The 19,065-nt window shown below is 69.3% G+C and carries 15 protein-coding genes; all 15 read left to right on the top strand.

All coding sequences use genetic code 11. The features are described from left to right. Positions 1 to 118 precede the first annotated feature (118 nt). The gene (locus tag FKN01_RS09400; protein WP_143618471.1) at positions 119 to 571 is read left to right on the top strand and encodes a MarR family winged helix-turn-helix transcriptional regulator; all 453 of its coding nucleotides are present in this window, start codon (positions 119 to 121) and stop codon (positions 569 to 571) included. Between the two features lie 11 nt (positions 572 to 582). Beyond that, positions 583 to 1,989, top strand: coding sequence for an MFS transporter (locus FKN01_RS09395; protein ID WP_143618779.1), 1,407 nt, complete (start codon positions 583 to 585; stop codon positions 1,987 to 1,989). 91 nt (positions 1,990 to 2,080) lie between these two features. Next, positions 2,081 to 2,632, top strand: a complete 552-nt coding sequence (locus FKN01_RS09390) for an isochorismatase family protein (protein ID WP_143618469.1) — start codon at positions 2,081 to 2,083, stop codon at positions 2,630 to 2,632. A gap of 220 nt (positions 2,633 to 2,852) precedes the next feature. Next, positions 2,853 to 5,174: an ABC transporter family substrate-binding protein gene (locus FKN01_RS09385; RefSeq protein ID WP_143618467.1), complete on the top strand. Its 2,322-nt coding sequence runs from the start codon at positions 2,853 to 2,855 to the stop codon at positions 5,172 to 5,174. A gap of 222 nt (positions 5,175 to 5,396) precedes the next feature. Next, a complete protein-coding gene (gene typA, locus FKN01_RS09380) occupies positions 5,397 to 7,304 on the top strand; it encodes a translational GTPase TypA (RefSeq protein WP_143618464.1) in 1,908 nt (635 codons plus the stop codon). A 460-nt stretch (positions 7,305 to 7,764) separates the two neighbouring features. Next, positions 7,765 to 9,408 (top strand): ABC transporter substrate-binding protein, encoded by a 1,644-nt coding sequence (locus FKN01_RS09375; RefSeq protein WP_143618462.1) that lies wholly within the window; start codon positions 7,765 to 7,767, stop codon positions 9,406 to 9,408. A 165-nt stretch (positions 9,409 to 9,573) separates the two neighbouring features. Then, positions 9,574 to 10,506, top strand: coding sequence for an ABC transporter permease (locus FKN01_RS09370; protein WP_143618777.1), 933 nt, complete (start codon positions 9,574 to 9,576; stop codon positions 10,504 to 10,506). Then, positions 10,499 to 11,446, top strand: a complete 948-nt coding sequence (locus tag FKN01_RS09365) for an ABC transporter permease (RefSeq protein WP_143618460.1) — start codon at positions 10,499 to 10,501, stop codon at positions 11,444 to 11,446. The genes FKN01_RS09370 and FKN01_RS09365 overlap by 8 nt, the downstream gene beginning before the upstream one ends. Positions 11,447 to 11,456: 10 nt before the next feature. Then, positions 11,457 to 12,515, top strand: a complete 1,059-nt coding sequence (locus tag FKN01_RS09360) for an ABC transporter ATP-binding protein (protein ID WP_143618458.1) — start codon at positions 11,457 to 11,459, stop codon at positions 12,513 to 12,515. Beyond that, on the top strand, positions 12,508 to 13,653 hold the full coding sequence (locus FKN01_RS09355) for an ABC transporter ATP-binding protein (RefSeq protein WP_143618456.1): 1,146 nt from the start codon (positions 12,508 to 12,510) through the stop codon (positions 13,651 to 13,653). The genes FKN01_RS09360 and FKN01_RS09355 overlap by 8 nt, the downstream gene beginning before the upstream one ends. A gap of 177 nt (positions 13,654 to 13,830) precedes the next feature. Next, positions 13,831 to 15,462: an ABC transporter substrate-binding protein gene (locus FKN01_RS09350; protein ID WP_143618454.1), complete on the top strand. Its 1,632-nt coding sequence runs from the start codon at positions 13,831 to 13,833 to the stop codon at positions 15,460 to 15,462. Between the two features lie 99 nt (positions 15,463 to 15,561). After that, positions 15,562 to 16,485, top strand: a complete 924-nt coding sequence (locus FKN01_RS09345; protein WP_143618452.1) for an ABC transporter permease — start codon at positions 15,562 to 15,564, stop codon at positions 16,483 to 16,485. After that, positions 16,478 to 17,452, top strand: a complete 975-nt coding sequence (locus FKN01_RS09340; protein ID WP_143618450.1) for an ABC transporter permease — start codon at positions 16,478 to 16,480, stop codon at positions 17,450 to 17,452. Before FKN01_RS09345 ends, FKN01_RS09340 begins: the two co-directional genes overlap by 8 nt. A 13-nt stretch (positions 17,453 to 17,465) precedes the next feature. Beyond that, positions 17,466 to 18,443 (top strand): ABC transporter ATP-binding protein, encoded by a 978-nt coding sequence (locus tag FKN01_RS09335; protein ID WP_143618448.1) that lies wholly within the window; start codon positions 17,466 to 17,468, stop codon positions 18,441 to 18,443. Then, on the top strand, positions 18,433 to 19,065 hold a 633-nt coding region (locus FKN01_RS09330; RefSeq protein WP_143618446.1), incomplete at its 3' end, for a dipeptide/oligopeptide/nickel ABC transporter ATP-binding protein. The genes FKN01_RS09335 and FKN01_RS09330, both read left to right, overlap by 11 nt.

Here is a 19,065-nt window from a genome sequence, read left to right as displayed (position 1 = left end):
TTATGTCCAGCTCTGGATGACCGCGACACGAGGTGTTCGCGAGGGGTGGGGCGGGGAGGCCGCCGGAGAATGACAGGTTGCCTTGCAAGGTGGCCTGTTGTTCTCGTACGGTGAATGTATGACGCACTCATCCGGGACGGTCCCCGAGCCCACGGCCGACGAGGTGGCGGACCAGCTGGCCGCCGTGGTCGGCCGGCTGCTGCGACGGCTGCGTTCCTCGTCGGCGGAGTCGCTGCTGACGCCGACCCAGCGCTCGGTGCTGGCCCGGCTGGACGACGGGGGTGCCGCGACCACCGCGGACCTGGCCCGCGCCGAGTTCGTGCGCCCGCAGTCCATGCGGCTGACCCTGGGTGCGCTGGAGGCGCAGGGGCTGGTCGAGCGGGCGCCGGACCCGGCCGACGGCCGGAAGTCCGTCATGTCGGTCACCGACGCCGGGCGCACCACGCTCGCCCGGGTCCGGGCCGCCAAGCGGAACTGGCTGGCCGAGGCCGTCGCCGCCGAGCTGGACGGGCACGAGCGGCGGACGGTCGCCGAGGCCGTGGCCCTCATCGAACGCCTGGTCGGTTCGTGACCGCTCGCGAGGTGCTCCCCGGGGCGGTACGCGCGGCGGCCCGCCCGGACCGGACGGTGCCCGACCCCGGCTTCAGCGCCCGGCTCACCGCTCCGCTGCTGCTGGGCTCGCTGCTCAACCCGCTGAACACCACCATGATCTCCACCGCGCTGGTGGCGATCGGGCACCACTTCTCCGTGGGCGCCGCCGACACCGCCTGGCTGATCTCCGTCCTCTACCTCGCCAGCGCCGTCGCCCAGCCCGTGCTGGGCCGGCTCGCCGACGTCCTGGGGCCGCGCCGGGTCTTCCTCGCCGGCCTCGTCGTGGTCGTCGCCTCCGGCCTGGTCGGCACCTTCGCGCAGGGATTCGGCGAGCTGATCGTGTCGCGGCTGCTGCTCGGCATCGGTACGTCGGCGGCCTACCCGGCCGCGATGGCGGTGCTGCGCGACGAGTCGGCCCGGATCGGCCGGGCGGCCCCGCGTCCGGTGCTGGCCCGGCTCTCCTTCGCCGCGCTCGGCAGCGCGGCGGTCGGGCCCACGCTCGGCGGACTGCTCGTCATGACGGCCGGCTGGCGCGGGATCTTCGCCGTCAACGTGCCCGTGGCGCTGATCGCCCTCGGCGCGGCCCTGCTCTGGATTCCCGCCGACCCGCCCCGCGCCCGCGCGGCCGGCGGCCCGGCGCCCCGGCTGGGGCTCGACCCGCTCGGCATCGGCCTGTTCGCGACCGCGCTCACCGTCCTGGTCTTCTTCCTGCTCGACCTCGCGCACCCGATGTGGTGGCTGCTCGCGCCCTTCGCCGCGCTGGGCGCCGCCCTCGTGTGGTGGCAGCTGCGGGCCCCCGCCCCCTTCATCGACCTCCGGATGCTCGCGGGCAACGGCGCGCTCTCGCGCACGTACCTCCGGCACGGCATCAGCTACCTGCTGATCTACTGCGTGATGTACGGATTCACCCAGTGGCTGGAGGAGGCCCGGGGCTACTCGTCCGGGCACACCGGACTCCTGATGCTGCCGATGTCCCTCGCCGCGCTGGTGTGCTCGCTGCTCGGCGCCCGTACGAAGGGCATCCGGGGCCCGCTCGTGCTGGCCTGCGTCCTGCTCACCGCCGGAGCCGGAATGCTGTTCCTGCTGTCCGGCGACGCACCGGTCGCCCTCCTGCTGCTCGCCGGCGCCTGCTTCGGCGTACCGCAGGGGCTGATCGGCACCAGCAACCAGGCGGCCGTGCAGGCGTACGCGCCGCCCGCCTCCGTCGGCTCGGCCGCCGGCCTCCAGCGCACCGCCCAGTACATAGGGGCGATCACCGCCTCCAGCCTCATCGCCCTGGCCTACGGACAGTCGGCCGGCGACCGGGGACTGCACCTGATGGCCGCCGTCGCCGCCGTCCTGGGCGTCCTGCTCATCGTCCTCACCGTCACCGACCGCGCCCTGCGCGGGCGCACCTGACGTCCCACAAGCACCATCCCTTCAGGCACCACCCCCACAAGCACCACCCCCTCAGCACCACCCCGCACACACCACCTCAAGGAGCACCACCATGACCGCCACCGTCCTCGACCCCCGCACCGCGCTCATCGTCGTCGACCTCCAGAAGGGCATCACCGCACTGCCCACCGCCCACCCCGCCGCCGACGTCGTCGCGCGCGCCGCGACCCTCGCCGACGCCTTCCGGGCCAAGGGCCTGCCCGTCGTCCTCGTCCGCGTCACCGGCGGCGCCCCCGGCCGCACCGAGGGCCCGGCCCGCTCCGGGCAGCCGGCCGCCGACTGGGCCGATATCGTGCCCGAGATGGGCCCGGCGGAGGGCGACATCGTCGTCACCAAGCAGCAGTGGGGCGCCTTCTACGGCACCGACCTCGACCTCCAGCTGCGCCGCCGGGGCGTCACCCAGGTCGTGGTGGCCGGCATCGCGACCAGCATCGGTGTCGAGTCCACCGCCCGCTCCGCGCACGAGCACGGCTACCACGTCACCCTCGCCACGGACGCGATGACCGACATGAACGGCGAGGCCCACGACAACAGCGTGCGGCGGATCTTCCCGCGCCTCGGCGAGACCGGCACGACCGACGAGATCGTCAAGCTCCTCGGCTGACCGGACCCGTAAGGGACGGAGCGCCGCGGCCCCCCCGGGCCGCGGCGCTCCGCCGTACGGGTGGGCTCCGGGGCGTACCCGCCGTGTCGGCGCGGCGTTCCCGCGCGAGGGCGTTTTCAGTGGAGGGGCGGAACCAGTGTGATCAACTGCAAATGCCACCAAAAACGCTCAATCAGGCCCATTCCCGGTGCGGGCCGGACCGTCCCCGGAGGTATCAGCCATGTCCCACGTCGGCGTCCCGCGCGGGACGGCCCGAAAGAGGCGCATCCCCGCCCTCCTGACCGCAGGCGTCCTCACCCTCCCCGTACTGGCCGGATGCAGCTCCGGTGACGAGGACACCGCGGCCGTCGCCGCCGTACCGCAGGACGTGGCCCGCGCCGCCCGCGCCCAGGTCGCCGACGGGGGCAGGGTGACCTGGGCGATCGACGCGCTGCCCGCCACCTTCAACGCCTTCCAGGCGGACGCCGACAGCGCCACCACCCGGATCACCGGCGCCCTGCTGCCGACCCTCTTCCCGCTCGACGCCCAGGGCCGGCCGCAGCTCGATCCGGCCTACCTCGAATCCGCGAAGGTGACCGAGACGGAGCCCCGTCAGGTCGTCGTCTACCGGCTCAACCAGCAGGCCGTCTGGAGCGACGGCCGGGGCATCGGCGCCCCGGACTTCGTCGCCCAGTGGCGGGCCCTGAGCGGCAAGGACTCCGCGTTCTGGACCGCCCGCAACGCCGGGTACGAGCGCATCGAGAAGATCGAGCGCGGCCACGACGACCTGGAGGTCAAGGTCACCTTCGCCAAGCCGTACGCGGACTGGCGCTCGCTGTTCTCGCCGCTCTACCCGAAGCAGGTGACGGGCTCTCCGGACGCCTTCAACGACGGCGCGCGCACCACCCTCAAGGCGACCGCCGGGCCGTTCCGGCTGCGCGAGGTGGACAAGAAGGCCGGGACCGTCACACTGACCCGCGACCCGCGCTGGTGGGGCGGCCGGGCCAAGCTGGACTCGCTGGTCTTCAAGGCCGTCAAGCCCGACGACCGCACCGACGCGCTGGCCGAGGGCACCGTCGACGTCGCCGACATCGACGCCACCACCGCCCACCGCATCGCCCAGGCGGCCCGCGAGGGCGCGGCCGGCGCACCGCCCGCCCACGGCCCCGGCGCCGCGCAGAGCCCGGCGGACGCCCTGCGCTCCTGGGCCGTGGCGCACGGCACCGACGAGGAGGCGGCCGAGGAGGAGCAGGAGGCGCGGGACGACAAGGCCAGGGCCGCCGAGGCGTACGCCGCCGAGCAGAGCGGGCTGCGCGCCTACGTGGTCCGCAAGTCCCTGGAGCCCGCCTACACCCAGCTCGCGCTGAACGGCGAGACCGGGCCGCTCGCCGACGACCGGGTGCGCCGGGCGGTGGCCCGCGCCCTGGACCGCCAGGAGCTGGCCGACACCGTGCTGGGGCCGCTCGGGCTGCCCGCGCAGCCGCTCGGCAGCCATCTCGCCGTCGCCGGGCAGCCCGCGTACCGGGACGGCAGCGACGCGCTCGGCAAGCAGGACACCGAGCAGGCGCAGGCGCTGCTCGCCGACGCGGGCTGGACGCGCGAGGGCGCCCTGAGCCGGTCCGAGGGCACCAAGGCCGGCAGCGAGAGCGAAAGGCGCGAGAAGGAGGCCGACGAGAAGAAGGGGAACGCCGGCCAGGACGCGGACGACGGCAAGGCGGACCGCGCGGCCCCGGGCGAGCCCGCCGACGACGGCCTCTACATCGTCGGCGGCGACGACAAGCCCGGCGGCACCCCGGCCCTCGCCCCGGCCCCCGACGCCGCCGCGCAGAGCGCCGCGCTGCTGCGCCAGGCCGGGCACCTCGGGGCCACGGGCAACTCGGAGGACGTCCGGGACGCGATCCGGGCCCAGGACCGGCAGCCCGGAGGCGCCGCCGGAGCCTACGCCCCGGCGGGCACCGCGGCGCCCGCCGGGGCGGCCGACCCCGCGCGCGGTCCGCTCGGCAAGAACGGCAAGCCGCTGAGCCTGCGCTTCGTCCTGCCGTCCGGGCCCGGCTCGGCGGGACTGCGCAGCGTCGGCGAGAAGATCGCCGCGATGCTGGACACGATCGGCATCCGCACCGTGATCACCAAGGTCTCCGACGACAGCTACTTCCGCGACCACGTGGCCTCCGGCGACTACGACATGGCGCTGTACTCATGGCCCGCCACCGCCTATCCGGCCACCGACGACCGGCCGATCTTCGCCAAGCCGCTGCCCGCGTCCGACGGCTCGCTGCTCGTCGAGCAGAACTACACCCGCGTCGGCACGGACCACATCGACCAGCTCTTCGACCGGGCGGTCTCGGAGCTGGACGAGAAGGCCGCCCGGGACCTCGTGCGCCAGGCGGACGCCCGGATCTGGGCCGCCGCCGGATCGATTCCGCTCTTCCAGCGCCCCCAGCTCGTCGCCACCGGCAGGCAGCTCGTGAACGTCGGCGCCTTCGGCCTCGGGGTGCCGCACTACCAGGACATCGGCTACAAGGCCCCGCAGGCGGCGGGCGCCCCGGCGCAGCGGAAGAAGTAGCGCCGGCGCACACGCCCGTACGCAGCTCGGACCCCTTGCCCGCCGGGAGACCGGCGGGCAAAGCTGTACGCACCATCGACCCGGGAACTTGCCGGGGAAGCCGCAGCAGCGACCGCCCCGTACCATGGGAGTAGCCGTGGCGCGTCCGCCCGGCGGGCGTACGAGGACTCAAGACCGACCCAGGCGCCTGAATCCCCGATCCGAGAGAAGCGCAAGCCACACATGCCCACGCGCCACGACATCCGTAACGTAGCCATCGTCGCCCACGTCGACCACGGCAAGACGACCATCGTCGACGCCATGCTCAAGCAGGCCGGTTCGTTCGCCGCGCACGCCGCCGAGTCGCTCGACGACCGCATGATGGACTCGAACGACCTGGAGCGTGAGAAGGGCATCACGATCCTGGCCAAGAACACGGCCGTGAAGTACCACCCCAAGGATGGCGGCGACGTCATCACCATCAACATCATCGACACCCCCGGCCACGCCGACTTCGGCGGCGAGGTCGAGCGCGGCCTGTCGATGGTGGACGCGGTCGTGCTCCTGGTCGACGCCTCCGAGGGCCCGCTTCCGCAGACCCGCTTCGTGCTGCGCAAGGCGCTCCAGCAGCGCCTGCCCGTCATCCTGTGCATCAACAAGACGGACCGCCCGGACTCCCGCATCGACGAGGTCGTCAACGAGACCTACGACCTCTTCCTCGACCTGGACGCGGACGAGGAGCAGATCGAGTTCCCGATCGTCTACGCCTGCGGCCGTGACGGCGTCGCCTCGCTGACCAAGCCGGAGGACGGCACCGTCCCGGCGGACTCCACCAACCTGGAGCCGTTCTTCTCCGCGATCCTGGAGCACGTCCCGGCCCCGACGTACGAGGAGGGCGCGCCGCTCCAGGCCCACGTCACCAACCTCGACGCCGACAACTTCCTCGGCCGCATCGCGCTCCTGCGCGTCGAGCAGGGCGAGCTGCGCAAGGGCCAGACGGTCGCCTGGATCAAGCGCGACGGCTCGATCCAGAACGTGCGCATCACCGAGCTGATGATGACCGAGGCGCTCACCCGCAAGCCCGCCGAGGTGGCCGGCCCCGGTGACATCTGCGCCGTCGCCGGTATCCCGGAGATCATGATCGGTGAGACGCTCGCCGACCCGGAGAACCCGGTCGCGCTGCCCCTGATCACGGTGGACGAGCCCGCGATCTCCATGACCATCGGCACCAACACCTCGCCGCTGGTCGGCCGGGGCGGCACCGGCAAGGGCGCGGACGCCAAGGCCGCGGTCAAGGACCGCAAGGTCACCGCCCGCCAGGTCAAGGACCGCCTGGACCGCGAGCTGATCGGTAACGTGTCGCTGCGCGTCCTGGACACCGAGCGTCCCGACGCCTGGGAGGTGCAGGGCCGCGGTGAGCTGGCGCTGGCCATCCTGGTCGAGCAGATGCGCCGCGAGGGCTTCGAGATGACCATCGGCAAGCCGCAGGTGGTCACCAAGGAGGTCGAGGGCAAGACGTACGAGCCCGTCGAGCGCATGACGATCGACGTGCCCGAGGAGCACATGGGCGCCGTCACGCAGCTCATGGGCGTCCGCAAGGGCCGCATGGACAACATGTCGAACCACGGCTCCGGCTGGGTCCGCATGGAGTTCGTCGTCCCGTCGCGCGGCCTCATCGGCTTCCGTACGGAGTTCCTGACGAACACCCGCGGTACGGGTATCGCGCACTCCATCCACGAGGGCCACGAGCCGTGGTTCGGCACCCTGACGACCCGTAACAACGGCTCGCTCGTCGCCGACCGCGCCGGTGCCGTCACCGCCTTCGCGATGACGAACCTCCAGGAGCGCGGCGTGCTGTTCACCGACCCCGGCACCGAGGTGTACGAGGGCATGATCGTCGGCGAGAACTCGCGCTCCGACGACATGGACGTGAACATCACCAAGGAGAAGAAGCTCACGAACATGCGGTCCTCGTCGGCCGACTCGTTCGAGGCGATCGTCCCGCCGCGCAAGCTCTCGCTGGAGCAGTCCCTGGAGTTCTGCCGCGACGACGAGTGCGTCGAGGTCACCCCGGAGGCCGTCCGCATCCGCAAGGTCGTCCTCGACCAGAAGGAGCGCAGCCGCACCGCCTCGCGCGCCAAGCACGGCTGATCCGTATCCGGTAGGCCGTTTCCGGCCGACGATGCGTCAGCTCCAGGCATTGCCGTAGCCCAGGGCCCTCACAGACACTGTGGGGGCCCTCGGCCGTGGTCAACCGGTTTTCGGCTTGCCTGTCCAGCATCCGAGACAGTTTCGTCCGATTATCGGAGGTTGCTCTCCGAAACGTGTGTTAACAGTCCGTTTCGAGGGTGTCTGTCTGGGATCGCTTTGTCCGGATTTTGGTCCCTGCGGGGGCCGGATGTTGTCAAACCGAGACCCTTTAAGTGTGGTTTACGGCCCAGTCGTACTTAATAGTTGGCTTCATTGAGCTCGGGTCAATGGGTCACGCGCTGTGGGGAGTGCGCCGACTCACGAGCACACTAAGGGCACTGAAACGATCACCGTCAGGGGTGTCGGTGATCAACCCAGTGCCCTTCTTGTAGTCAAAAGTGGACTCATGAGGAGGAAACCCATGCGTGGTGCCAAGAGCGCCAAGTGGGTCGCGGGAGCGGCCATCATCGCCCTGGCTGCGACTGCCTGCGGTGGCGGCGACGACGATGCCGACAAGGGCAGCAAGAACAGCGCCAAGGGTGCGGTGAACCCGGACGGCATCTTCTCCGTCGAGGTCGGCGAGCCGCAGAACCCGCTGCAGCCGGCCAACACGATGGAGTCGAACGGCAGCATCGTCACCGACGCGATCTTCTCGCAGCTGGTGGACTACGACCCGTCCGGCAAGCTTGAGATGATCAACGCCGAGTCCGTCGACACCAAGGACTCGAAGCTCTGGACGGTCAAGCTCAAGAAGGACTGGAAGTTCCACGACGGCACCCCCGTCACGGCCGAGTCCTACATCAAGGCCTGGAACTGGGCCGCCAACATCAAGAACAACCAGACCAACGCGTCCTGGTTCGGCGACATCAAGGGCTACGCGGACGTCCACCCGGAGGACGCCAAGGCCAAGCCGAAGTCGGACGTCATGTCCGGTCTGAAGAAGGTGGACGACTACACCTTCACCATCGAGCTCAACGCCCCGCTGCCGTACTTCGCGTACAAGCTCGGCTACACGGTCTTCTCCCCGCTGCCCGAGTCCTTCTACGCGGACCCGAAGGCCGCCGGTGAGAAGCCGGTCGGCAACGGCGCGTACAAGTTCGTCAGCTGGGACCACAAGAAGCAGATCAAGGTCGTCCGCAACGATGACTACAAGGGTCTCGACAAGGCGAAGAACGGCGGTGTGATCTTCAAGAACTACACCACCCTCGAGACCGCCTACGAGGACCTGAAGTCCGGCAACGTCGACGTGCTGCGCCAGATCGGCCCGAAGGACCTCCCGGTCTACCGGTCCGACCTCGGTGACCGCGCCGTGGACAAGCCGTACTCGGCCATCCAGACGATCGCCGTCGCCTTCTACACCGACCAGTGGAAGAACATCGACCCGAAGGTCCTCCAGGGCCTGTCGATGGGCATCGACCGCGACACCATCACCAAGACCGTGCTCCAGGGCACGCGTGAGCCGGCCACCGGCTGGGTCGCCCAGGGCGTCCTCGGCTTCCAGAAGGACGCCACGGGCGACGTCACCAAGTACGACCCCGCCAAGGCCAAGAAGCTCATCAAGGAGGGTGGCGGCGTCCCGGGCAACAAGATCTCGATCCAGTTCAACGCCGACGGCGGCCACAAGGAATGGGTCGAGGCGGTCTGCAACAGCATCACGCAGTCGACCGGCGTCAAGTGCACCGGCGACTCGAAGGCCGACTTCCAGGCCGACACCAACGCGCGTGACGACAAGCAGGTCAAGTCCCTGTACCGCTCCGGCTGGGTGCTCGACTACCCGGTGAACGCCAACTTCATCTCGGACCTGTTCCGTACCGGCGCCGCGGGCAACCAGGGCGACTTCTCGAACAAGGGCCTGGACGCGGAGATCAAGAAGGCCGACTCCGCCGCCTCCCTGGAGGAGTCCGTCGCCGCGTACCAGAAGATCGAGAAGGAGCTGGTGAACTTCATGCCCTCCATCCCGCTCTGGTACTACAAGGTCAACGCCGGCTACTCGGAGAAGGTCCAGAACGTCGACTACGCCCAGGACGGCGACCCGATCCTGACGCAGATCGAAGTCAAGAAGTAACCACACCGACGTAGTCCGCGCGCACGCGCGGGACCGCAGAAGAACGGTTCCGCGCCTGCCGCTCGCAGTGGCCGGGGGGCCCTTCCACGCAACCGACCCACCCACAGGGGCAGTCGGAGCGGGGGAGGGCCCGTCGGCTGCCGCCGCCTATTACATGGAGGCATGATGGGGCGCTATGTCGCACGACGACTGCTCCAGATGATCCCGGTCTTCCTCGGGACAACGCTGCTGATCTTCCTGATGGTCTACACGCTGCCCGGCGACCCCGTGCGCGGGCTCTTCGGGGACAAGGGTGCCGACCCGGCCACGCTGGAAGCGATGCGGCACAAGCTCGGACTGGACCAGCCGATTCTGGTGCAGTACTGGGACTACATGAAGGGCATGCTCCTTCACTTCGACTTCGGCGACCAGATCGCCAGCGGGCGCCCCGTCACCGACGTGCTCGGCGACGCCTTCCCGGTGACCCTGCGTCTGGCGGGCATGGCGTTCGTCATCGAGATCATCCTCGGCATCGGCCTGGGCATGGTCGCGGGCCTGCGCGCCGGCCGGCTGGCCGACAACGTGGTCCTGATCCTGACGCTGCTGATCATCTCGATCCCCGTCTTCGTGCTGGCGCACATCGTGAAGTCCGTCTTCGCGGACCAACTCGGGTGGATCGACCCCAACGTCTCGAACGAGACGACCTGGGGCGAGCTGCTGACCCCGGCCATCGTGCTCGGATCGCTCTCCCTCGCGTACGTGGCCCGGCTGACCCGTACGACGATGGCCGAGAACCTGCGGTCCGACTACATGCGTACGGCCGTCGCCAAGGGCCTCCCCAAGCGCCGCATCATCGGTGTGCACCTCATGCGCAACTCGATGATCCCCGTCGTCACCTTCCTGGGCACCGACCTGGGCGCCCTGATGGGCGGTGCGGTCGTCACCGAGTCCGTCTTCAACGTCAAGGGCGTCGGCGGCACCATCGTCGAGTCGATCACCCGGCGTGAAGGCACCACCCTGGTGGGCCTCGTCACCATCCTGGTGCTCGTCTACCTGTTCATGACCCTGATCGTCGACCTGCTGTACGCGGTCCTGGACCCGAGGATCCGTTATGCCTGACGTGACCAAGACCGCACCCGCGCCCGAGGACGTCCACGGCCCCGTGACGGACCCGACCTCCGTCGCGAAGGCCGCCAAGGCGCGCAGCCTGTGGGGCGACGCCTGGGCCGACCTGCGCCGCAACCCGTACTTCCTGGTGTCGTCGGTCCTCATCGTCGTCCTCCTGGTGATAGCCGTCTTCCCCGGCCTGTTCACCGGGGCTTCGGCGACCCACGCGGACCTCGGGAAGCACTTCCTGAAGAAGCCGGAGCTGAGCAAGATCGGCTCGGAGGGCTGGCTCGGATACGACGGGCAGGGCCGCAGCGTCTACGCCCGCGTCATCTACGGCACCCGCGCCTCGATCACCGTCGGCGTGTGCGTCACCGTGCTGGTGACCCTGTTCGGCAGCCTCATCGGCATGCTGTCCGGATTCTTCGGCGGCTGGGTCGACGCGATCCTCTCCGGCTTCACCAACATCTTCCTGGGCCTGCCCTTCCTGCTCGGCGCGATGGTCGTGCTCCAGTCCTTCAGCGAGCGCAAGGTCTGGGTCGTCGTCCTCGCCCTGGCGTTCCTGGGCTGGACGCAGATCGCCCGTGTCATGCGCGGCGCGGTGATCACCGCCAAGGCGTCCGACTACGTACAGGCGGCGCGGGCGCTCGGCGCGAGCACCACCCGGATCATGTTCCGGCACATCCTGCCGAACGTGATGGCGCCGGTGATCGTCGTCGCCACCATCTCGCTGGGTGTGTACATCTCGGCCGAGGCGACCCTGTCGTACCTGGGCCTCGGCCTCGCCGACCCGACCATCTCGTGGGGCATCGACATCTCGACCGGTTCGAACCAGATCCGGGTGGCGCAGCACATCCTGATCTACCCGTCGATCATGCTCAGCATCACCGTTCTGGCGTTCATCATGCTCGGCGAAGCCGTCCGCAACGCCCTCGATCCGAAGTCGCGATAGGAGGGCGAACGTGGCCACCATCAACAAGACCGCCGAAGTCCCGTCCGCACGCCGGGGTGACGACCACGTCGGTCCCCTGCTCGAAGTCCGTGACCTGCACGTGGAGTTCCACACCCGCGACGGTGTGGCCAAGGCGGTCAACGGGGTCAACTACAGCGTGGACGCCGGCGAGACCCTGGCCGTCCTCGGTGAGTCCGGCTCCGGCAAGTCCGTGACGGCCCAGGCCGTCATGGGCATCCTCGACATGCCGCCCGGCAGGATTCCCAAGGGCGAGATCCTCTTCCGCGGCCAGGACATGCTCAAGATGTCCAACGAGGAGCGCCGGAAGATCCGCGGCCAGAAGATCGCCATGATCTTCCAGGACGCGCTGTCCTCGCTGAACCCGGTCCTCACCGTCGGCTACCAGCTCGGCGAGATGTTCCGGGTCCACCAGGGCCTGTCCAAGAAGGAAGCCCGCGCCAAGGCCATCGAGCTGATGGACCAGGTGAAGATCCCGGCCGCCGCGGCCCGGGTCTCGGACTACCCGCACCAGTTCTCCGGCGGTATGCGCCAGCGCATCATGATCGCGATGGCGCTCGCCCTGGAGCCGGACCTGATCATCGCGGACGAGCCGACCACCGCGCTCGACGTGACCGTCCAGGCCCAGGTGATGGACCTGCTCGCGGAGCTCCAGCGCGAGTACAACATGGGCCTGATCCTGATCACCCACGACCTGGGTGTCGTCGCGGACGTCGCCGACAAGATCGCCGTGATGTACGCGGGCCGGATCGTCGAGACCGCCCCGGTGCACGAGATCTACAAGCGCCCCGCGCACCCGTACACCAAGGGTCTGCTGGCCTCGATCCCGCGCCTGGACCAGAAGGGCCAGGAGCTCTTCGCGATCAAGGGCCTGCCGCCCAACCTGCTGCACGTGCCGTCGGGCTGCGCCTTCAACCCGCGCTGCACCATGGCCCAGGACATCTGCCGTTCGGACATCCCGGCCCTCCAGCCGGTGACCGAGCAGGACGGCACCGAGCTGGCCGGCCGCCGCAGCGCCTGTCACTTCTGGAAGGAGACGATCCATGGCTGACATCTCGAAGGAGTCCGTGGACGCCACCCCCAACGTCTCCGACGTGGAGACCGTCGACGCGGCGTCCGAGGCGGAGGCCGTAGCCGCCATCGACGCGCCGGTGACGCAGGGGGAGCCGATCCTCCAGGTGCGCAACCTCGTCAAGCACTTCCCGCTGACGCAGGGCATCCTGTTCCAGAAGCAGGTCGGCGCGGTCAAGGCCGTCGACGGCATCTCGTTCGACCTGTACGCGGGCGAGACGCTGGGCATCGTGGGCGAGTCCGGCTGCGGCAAGTCCACCGTGGCCAAGCTGCTGATGTCGCTGGAGCGGGCCACCGCGGGCGAGGTCTTCTACAAGGGCCAGGACATCACCAAGCTGTCCGGCCGCGCGCTGAAGGCCGTGCGCCGCAACATCCAGATGGTGTTCCAGGACCCGTACACCTCGCTCAACCCGCGTATGACGGTGGGCGACATCATCGGCGAGACGTTCCAGATCCACCCGGAGGTGGCCCCCAAGGGCGACCGGCGGCGCAGGGTCCAGGAGCTCCTGGACGTCGTCGGCCTCAACCCGGAGTACATCAACCGCTACCCGCACCAGTTCTCCGGCGGCCAGCGCCAGCGCATCGGCATCGCCCGCGGCCTCGCGCTCAACCCGGAGATCATCATCTGCGACGAGCCGGTCTCCGCGCTCGACGTGTCGGTGCAGGCGCAGGTCGTCAACCTGATGGAGAAGCTCCAGGACGAGTTCAACCTGTCCTACCTCTTCATCGCGCACGACCTGTCGATCGTCCGGCACATCTCCGACCGGGTCGGCGTCATGTACCTCGGCAAGATGGCCGAGATCGGTACGGACGTCGAGATCTACGACCACCCGACGCACCCCTACACCCAGGCGCTGCTGTCGGCCGTCCCGGTCCCGGACCCGGAGGCCCGCGAGGGCCGCGAGCGGATCATCCTCTCCGGTGACGTCCCCTCCCCGGCCAACCCGCCCTCGGGCTGCCGCTTCCGCACCCGCTGCTGGAAGGCCCAGGACAAGTGCGCCACCGAGGTGCCGCTCCTCGCGGTCCCCGAGCGCTTCAAGGGCGCGAAGACGCCGGCCGCCCACGAGTCGGCCTGCCACTTCGCGGAGGAGAAGGACGTGGTGCACGCGGCCTCGTGACCAGCCGCGCGCGACGAGGGGCGCCCCGGAACCGACCGGTTCCGGGGCGCCCCTCGCTCTGCCCCGCCGGGGGTGCGCGTCACGAGTGCCCCGGATGGCCGGTGTGTGCATGCGGCAATGGCGTTATGAGGTGATATTTGACCTCACGTATGCCGGAGCACAACGAGGAGGCACTCCATGCGCCGAGCCACACACGTCAAGTGGGCCGCATGTGCGACGGCCGTCGCGCTGGCGGCGACGGCCTGCGGCGGGGGCGACAGCGGTGGCGGTGGCGGCGGCGCCGACGGGATCGTCAGCTCCTCCTGGGGTGACCCGCAGAACCCGCTGGAGCCGGCCAACACCAACGAGGTGCAGGGCGGCAAGGTGCTCGACATGATCTTCCGGGGCCTGAAGAAGTACGACCCGAAGACCGGCGAGGCCACCAACATGCTCGCCGAGAAGATCGAGACCAAGGACAACCAGAACTTCACCGTCACGGTGAAGGACGGCTGGACCTTCAGCAACGGCGAGAAGATCACCGCCAAGTCCTTCGTGGACGCGTGGAACTACGGCGCCCTGCTGGAGAACAACCAGAAGAACGCCTACTTCTTCGGCTACATCGACGGCTACGAGGACGTCCACCCCGAGTCCGGCAAGGCGAGCGCCACCACCATGTCCGGCCTCAAGGTGGTGGACGACAAGACCTTCACGGTGAAGCTGTCGCAGAAGTTCTCGCTGTGGCCCGACACCCTCGGCTACCCGGCCTTCGCCCCGCTCCCCAAGGCGTTCTTCGACGACCACGCCGGCTGGCTCTCCAAGCCCGTCGGCAACGGCCCGTACACCATCGAGAAGTACACCAAGGGCTCCTCGATGAGCCTGCGCAAGTGGGACGACTACCCCGGGGACGACAAGGCGCAGAACGGCGGCATCGACCTCAAGGTCTACACCGACAACAACACCGCCTACACCGACCTGACGGCCGGCAACCTCGACCTCGTGGACGACGTGCCCGCCTCGCAGCTCAAGAACGTCACGTCGGACCTCGGCGACCGCTACATCAACACCCCGGCCGGCATCATCCAGACCCTCGCCTTCCCGTTCTACGACAAGAACTGGGACACCCCCGGCGCGGTCAAGGTCCGCCAGGGCCTGTCGATGGCGATCAACCGCCAGCAGATCACCGACCAGATCTTCCAGAAGACCCGCACCCCCGCGTCCGACTGGACCTCCCCGGTCCTCGGCGAGGACGGCGGCTTCAAGAAGGGGCTCTGCGGCAAGGAGTGCACGTACAACGCCGCCGAGGCCAAGAAGATGATCGAGGACGGCGGCGGCATCCCCGGCGGCCAGCTCAAGATCTCGTACAACGCGGACACCGGCTCGCACAAGGAATGGGTCGACGCCGTCTGCAACAGCATCAACAAGGTCATGGGCAACAACAAGGCGTGCGTGGGCGCCCCCGTCGGCACCTTCGCCGACTTCCGCAGCCAGGTCTCCCAGCAGAAGCTGCACGGCGCCTGGCGCGCGGGCTGGCAGATGGACTACCCGCTCATCCAGAACTTCCTGCAGCCCGTCTACTACACCAACGCCTCCTCCAACGACGGCAAGTGGAGCAACAAGAAGTTCGACGACCTCGTGGACAAGGCCAACGCCGAGTCGGACAAGGCCAAGGCCGTCTCCACCTTCCAGGACGCCGAGAAGGTCATGGTCCAGCAGATGCCCGTCATCCCGCTCTGGTACCAGAACGGCAGCGCCGGCTACTCGGACAACGTCACCAACGTCTCGCTGAACCAGTTCAGCGTCCCGGTGTACGAGCAGATCAAGGTCAAGTAAGGGACGGAGCCGGGTGACCCGTGCGGTGACGCACCGGCCGCCCGGCTTCCCCGTCCCCGCCTCCTCAAGCCTCCGTCCCCGCGACCCCCGGAGCCCTGCATGGGACGTTATGTGATCCGGCGGCTGCTGCAGATGATCCCGGTCTTCTTCGGCACCACGCTGCTGATCTTCCTGATGGTGAACGTGATGGGTGACCCCATCGCCGGTCTCTGCGGCGACCGCCAGTGCGACCCGGCGACCGCCGCCCAGCTCCGCACGGAGTTCGGCCTCGACAAGCCGGTGTGGCAGCAATACCTCACCTACATGGGCAACGTCTTCACCGGCGACTTCGGCACCGCGTTCAACGGGCAGGAGGTCACCGAGCTGATGGGCACCGCATTCCCCATCACCATCCGCCTCACCCTCGTCGCGATCGTCTTCGAGATCGTCATCGGCATCAGCCTCGGCGTCGTCACCGGGCTGCGGCGCGGCCGGCCGGTCGACACCACCGTCCTCATCCTGACGCTGATCGTGATCTCCGTCCCGACCTTCGTCACCGGTCTGCTGCTCCAGCTGCTCCTGGGCGTCGAGTGGGGCGTCATCAAGCCGTCCGTCTCGCCCGAGGCCCCGCTGGACGAGCTGATCGTCCCGGGCCTGGTGGTCGCCTCCGTCTCGCTGGCGTACGTCACCCGGCTCACCCGGACCTCGATCGCCGAGAACACCCGCGCCGACTACGTCCGCACCGCCACCGCCAAGGGGCTGCCGCGGCGCCGCGTGGTCATCCGGCACCTGCTGCGCAACTCGCTGATCCCCGTCGTCACCTTCATCGGTACGGACGTGGGCGCGCTGATGGGCGGAGCGATCGTCACCGAGCGGATCTTCAACATCCACGGCGTCGGCTACCAGCTCTACCAGGGCATCCTGCGCCAGAACTCGCAGACCGTCGTCGGTTTCGTCACCGTCCTGGTGCTCGTCTTCCTGGCGGCCAACCTGATCGTCGACCTCCTCTACGCCGTACTCGACCCGAGGATCCGCTATGCCTGAGCAGACACCGGACGAGGCGATCTCGGCCGCCGGAGCCGGCGGACCGACGGACCTCGCGCTCGCGGAGGGCGACAGCCTGGAGAAGACCCCCGGCGGCCCCGGGGACGCCGGCCCCGGCACCAAACCGCAGAGCCTGTGGTCCGACGCCTGGCGCGACCTGCGCCGCAACCCGGTCTTCATCATCTCCGCGCTGATCATCCTGTTCCTGGTGGTCATCTCGATCTGGCCGCAGCTCATCGCGTCCGGCGACCCGCTCGACTGCGACCTCGGCAAGGCCCAGGAGGGCTCCCAGCCGGGCCACCCCTTCGGCTTCGACGGACAGGGCTGCGACGTCTACACCCGGGTCGTGTACGGCGCCCGCAACTCCGTCACCGTCGGCATCTGCTCCACCCTCGGCGTCGCCCTGATCGGCAGCGTCCTCGGCGGCCTCGCGGGGTTCTTCGGCGGCTGGTGGGACGCGATCCTGTCCCGGCTCACCGACATCTTCTTCGGCATCCCCGTCGTCCTCGGCGGCCTGGTCTTCCTCTCCGTGGTGACCAGCTCCACCGTCTGGCCGGTGATCGGCTTCATCGTCCTGCTCGGCTGGCCGCAGATCGCCCGCATCGCCCGCGGCTCCGTCATCACCGCCAAGCACAACGACTACGTCCAGGCCGCCCGGGCCCTCGGCGCGTCCAACGGCCGGATGATGCTGCGGCACATCGCGCCGAACGCCGTCGCCCCGGTCATCGTCGTCGCGACCATCGCGCTGGGCACGTACATCTCGCTGGAGGCGACCCTGTCGTTCCTCGGCGTCGGCCTGAAGCCGCCCGCCGTCTCCTGGGGCATCGACATCTCCGCCGCCTCCCAGTACATCCGCAACGCCCCGCACATGCTCCTGTGGCCCGCCGGCGCGCTGGCGGTCACGGTGCTGGCCTTCATCATGCTCGGCGACGCGGTGCGCGACGCCCTCGACCCCAAGCTGCGCTGAGGAGTCCGCCGCCATGTTGCTCGAAGTGCGCGATCTGCACGTGGAGTTCCACACCCGGGACGGGGTCGTGAAGGCCGTCAACGGGGTCAACTACTCGGTGGCCGAGGGCGAGACGCTCGCGGTGCTCGGCGAATCGGGCTCCGGCAAGTCGGTCACCGCGCAGGCGGTCATGGGCATCCTCGACATGCCCCCGGGGAAGATCCCGCAGGGCGAGATCCTGTTCAAGGGCCGCGACCTGCTGACGATGAAGAAGGACGAGCGCCGGAAGATCCGCGGCCAGGAGATGGCCATGATCTTCCAGGACGCGCTGTCCTCCCTCAACCCCGTCCTGACCGTCGGCGAGCAGCTCGGCGAGATGTACGTCGTGCACCGCGGGATGTCCCGCAAGGACGCGAAGGCCAAGGCCGTCGAGCTGATGGACCGGGTCCGCATCCCGGCGGCCAAGGAGCGGGTGGGCAACTACCCGCACCAGTTCTCCGGCGGCATGCGCCAGCGCATCATGATCGCCATGGCGCTCGCCCTGGAGCCCTCCCTGATCATCGCCGACGAGCCGACCACCGCCCTCGACGTCACCGTCCAGGCCCAGGTGATGGACCTCCTCGCGGAACTCCAGCGCGAACTGAACATGGGCCTGATCCTCATCACCCACGACCTCGGCGTCGTCGCGGACGTCGCCGACAAGATCGCCGTGATGTACGCCGGCCGGATCGTCGAGACCTCGCCCGTGCACGACATCTACAAGGCACCCGCCCACCCGTACACCAAGGGTCTGCTGGCCTCGATCCCGCGCCTGGACCAGAAGGGCCAGGAGCTGTACGCGATCAAGGGGCTGCCGCCCAACCTGCTGAACATCCCGCCCGGCTGCGCCTTCAACCCGCGCTGCCCGATGGCCCAGGACGTCTGCCGCACCGACGTGCCGCCGCTGTACGACGTGGCCGAGCACCGACAGAGCGCCTGCCACTTCTGGAAGGAGACGCTCGATGCACGCTGACCACTCGGGGCGCAAGGAGGCCCGCGAGGAGGGCGAGACGGCGCGCACCCTGCTGTCCAAGTCGCGGCAGGAGAGCGCCTACGCGGGCGGCGAACCGATCCTGGAGGTGCGCGACCTCGTCAAGCACTACCCGCTGACCCAGGGCATCCTCATCAAGAAGCAGGTCGGCGCGGTCAAGGCCGTCGACGGGGTCACCTTCGACCTCGGGGCCGGCGAGACGCTGGGCGTCGTGGGGGAGTCCGGCTGCGGCAAGTCGACGGTCGCCCGGCTGCTCGTGCACCTGGAGAAGCCCACGGCCGGCTCCATCCGCTACAAGGGCGAGGACATCACCAAGCTGTCCGGCCGCGCCCTCAAGGCCGTCCGCCGCAACATCCAGATGGTGTTCCAGGACCCGTACACCTCGCTCAACCCCCGCATGACGGTCGGCGACATCATCGGGGAGCCGTACGAGATCCACCCCGAGGTCGCCCCGAAGGGCAGCCGGCGCCGCAAGGTGCAGGAGCTGCTCGACGTCGTCGGACTCAATCCGGAGTACATCAACCGCTACCCGCACCAGTTCTCCGGCGGCCAGCGCCAGCGCATCGGCATCGCCCGCGGCCTCGCGCTCAACCCGGAGATCATC

The sequence above is a fragment of the Streptomyces sp. 130 genome (assembly GCF_007096885.1).
Classification (GTDB): domain Bacteria; phylum Actinomycetota; class Actinomycetes; order Streptomycetales; family Streptomycetaceae; genus Streptomyces.
Note: the sequence above shows the minus strand (reverse complement) of the source record. Positions and strands in the feature narration are given on the sequence as shown.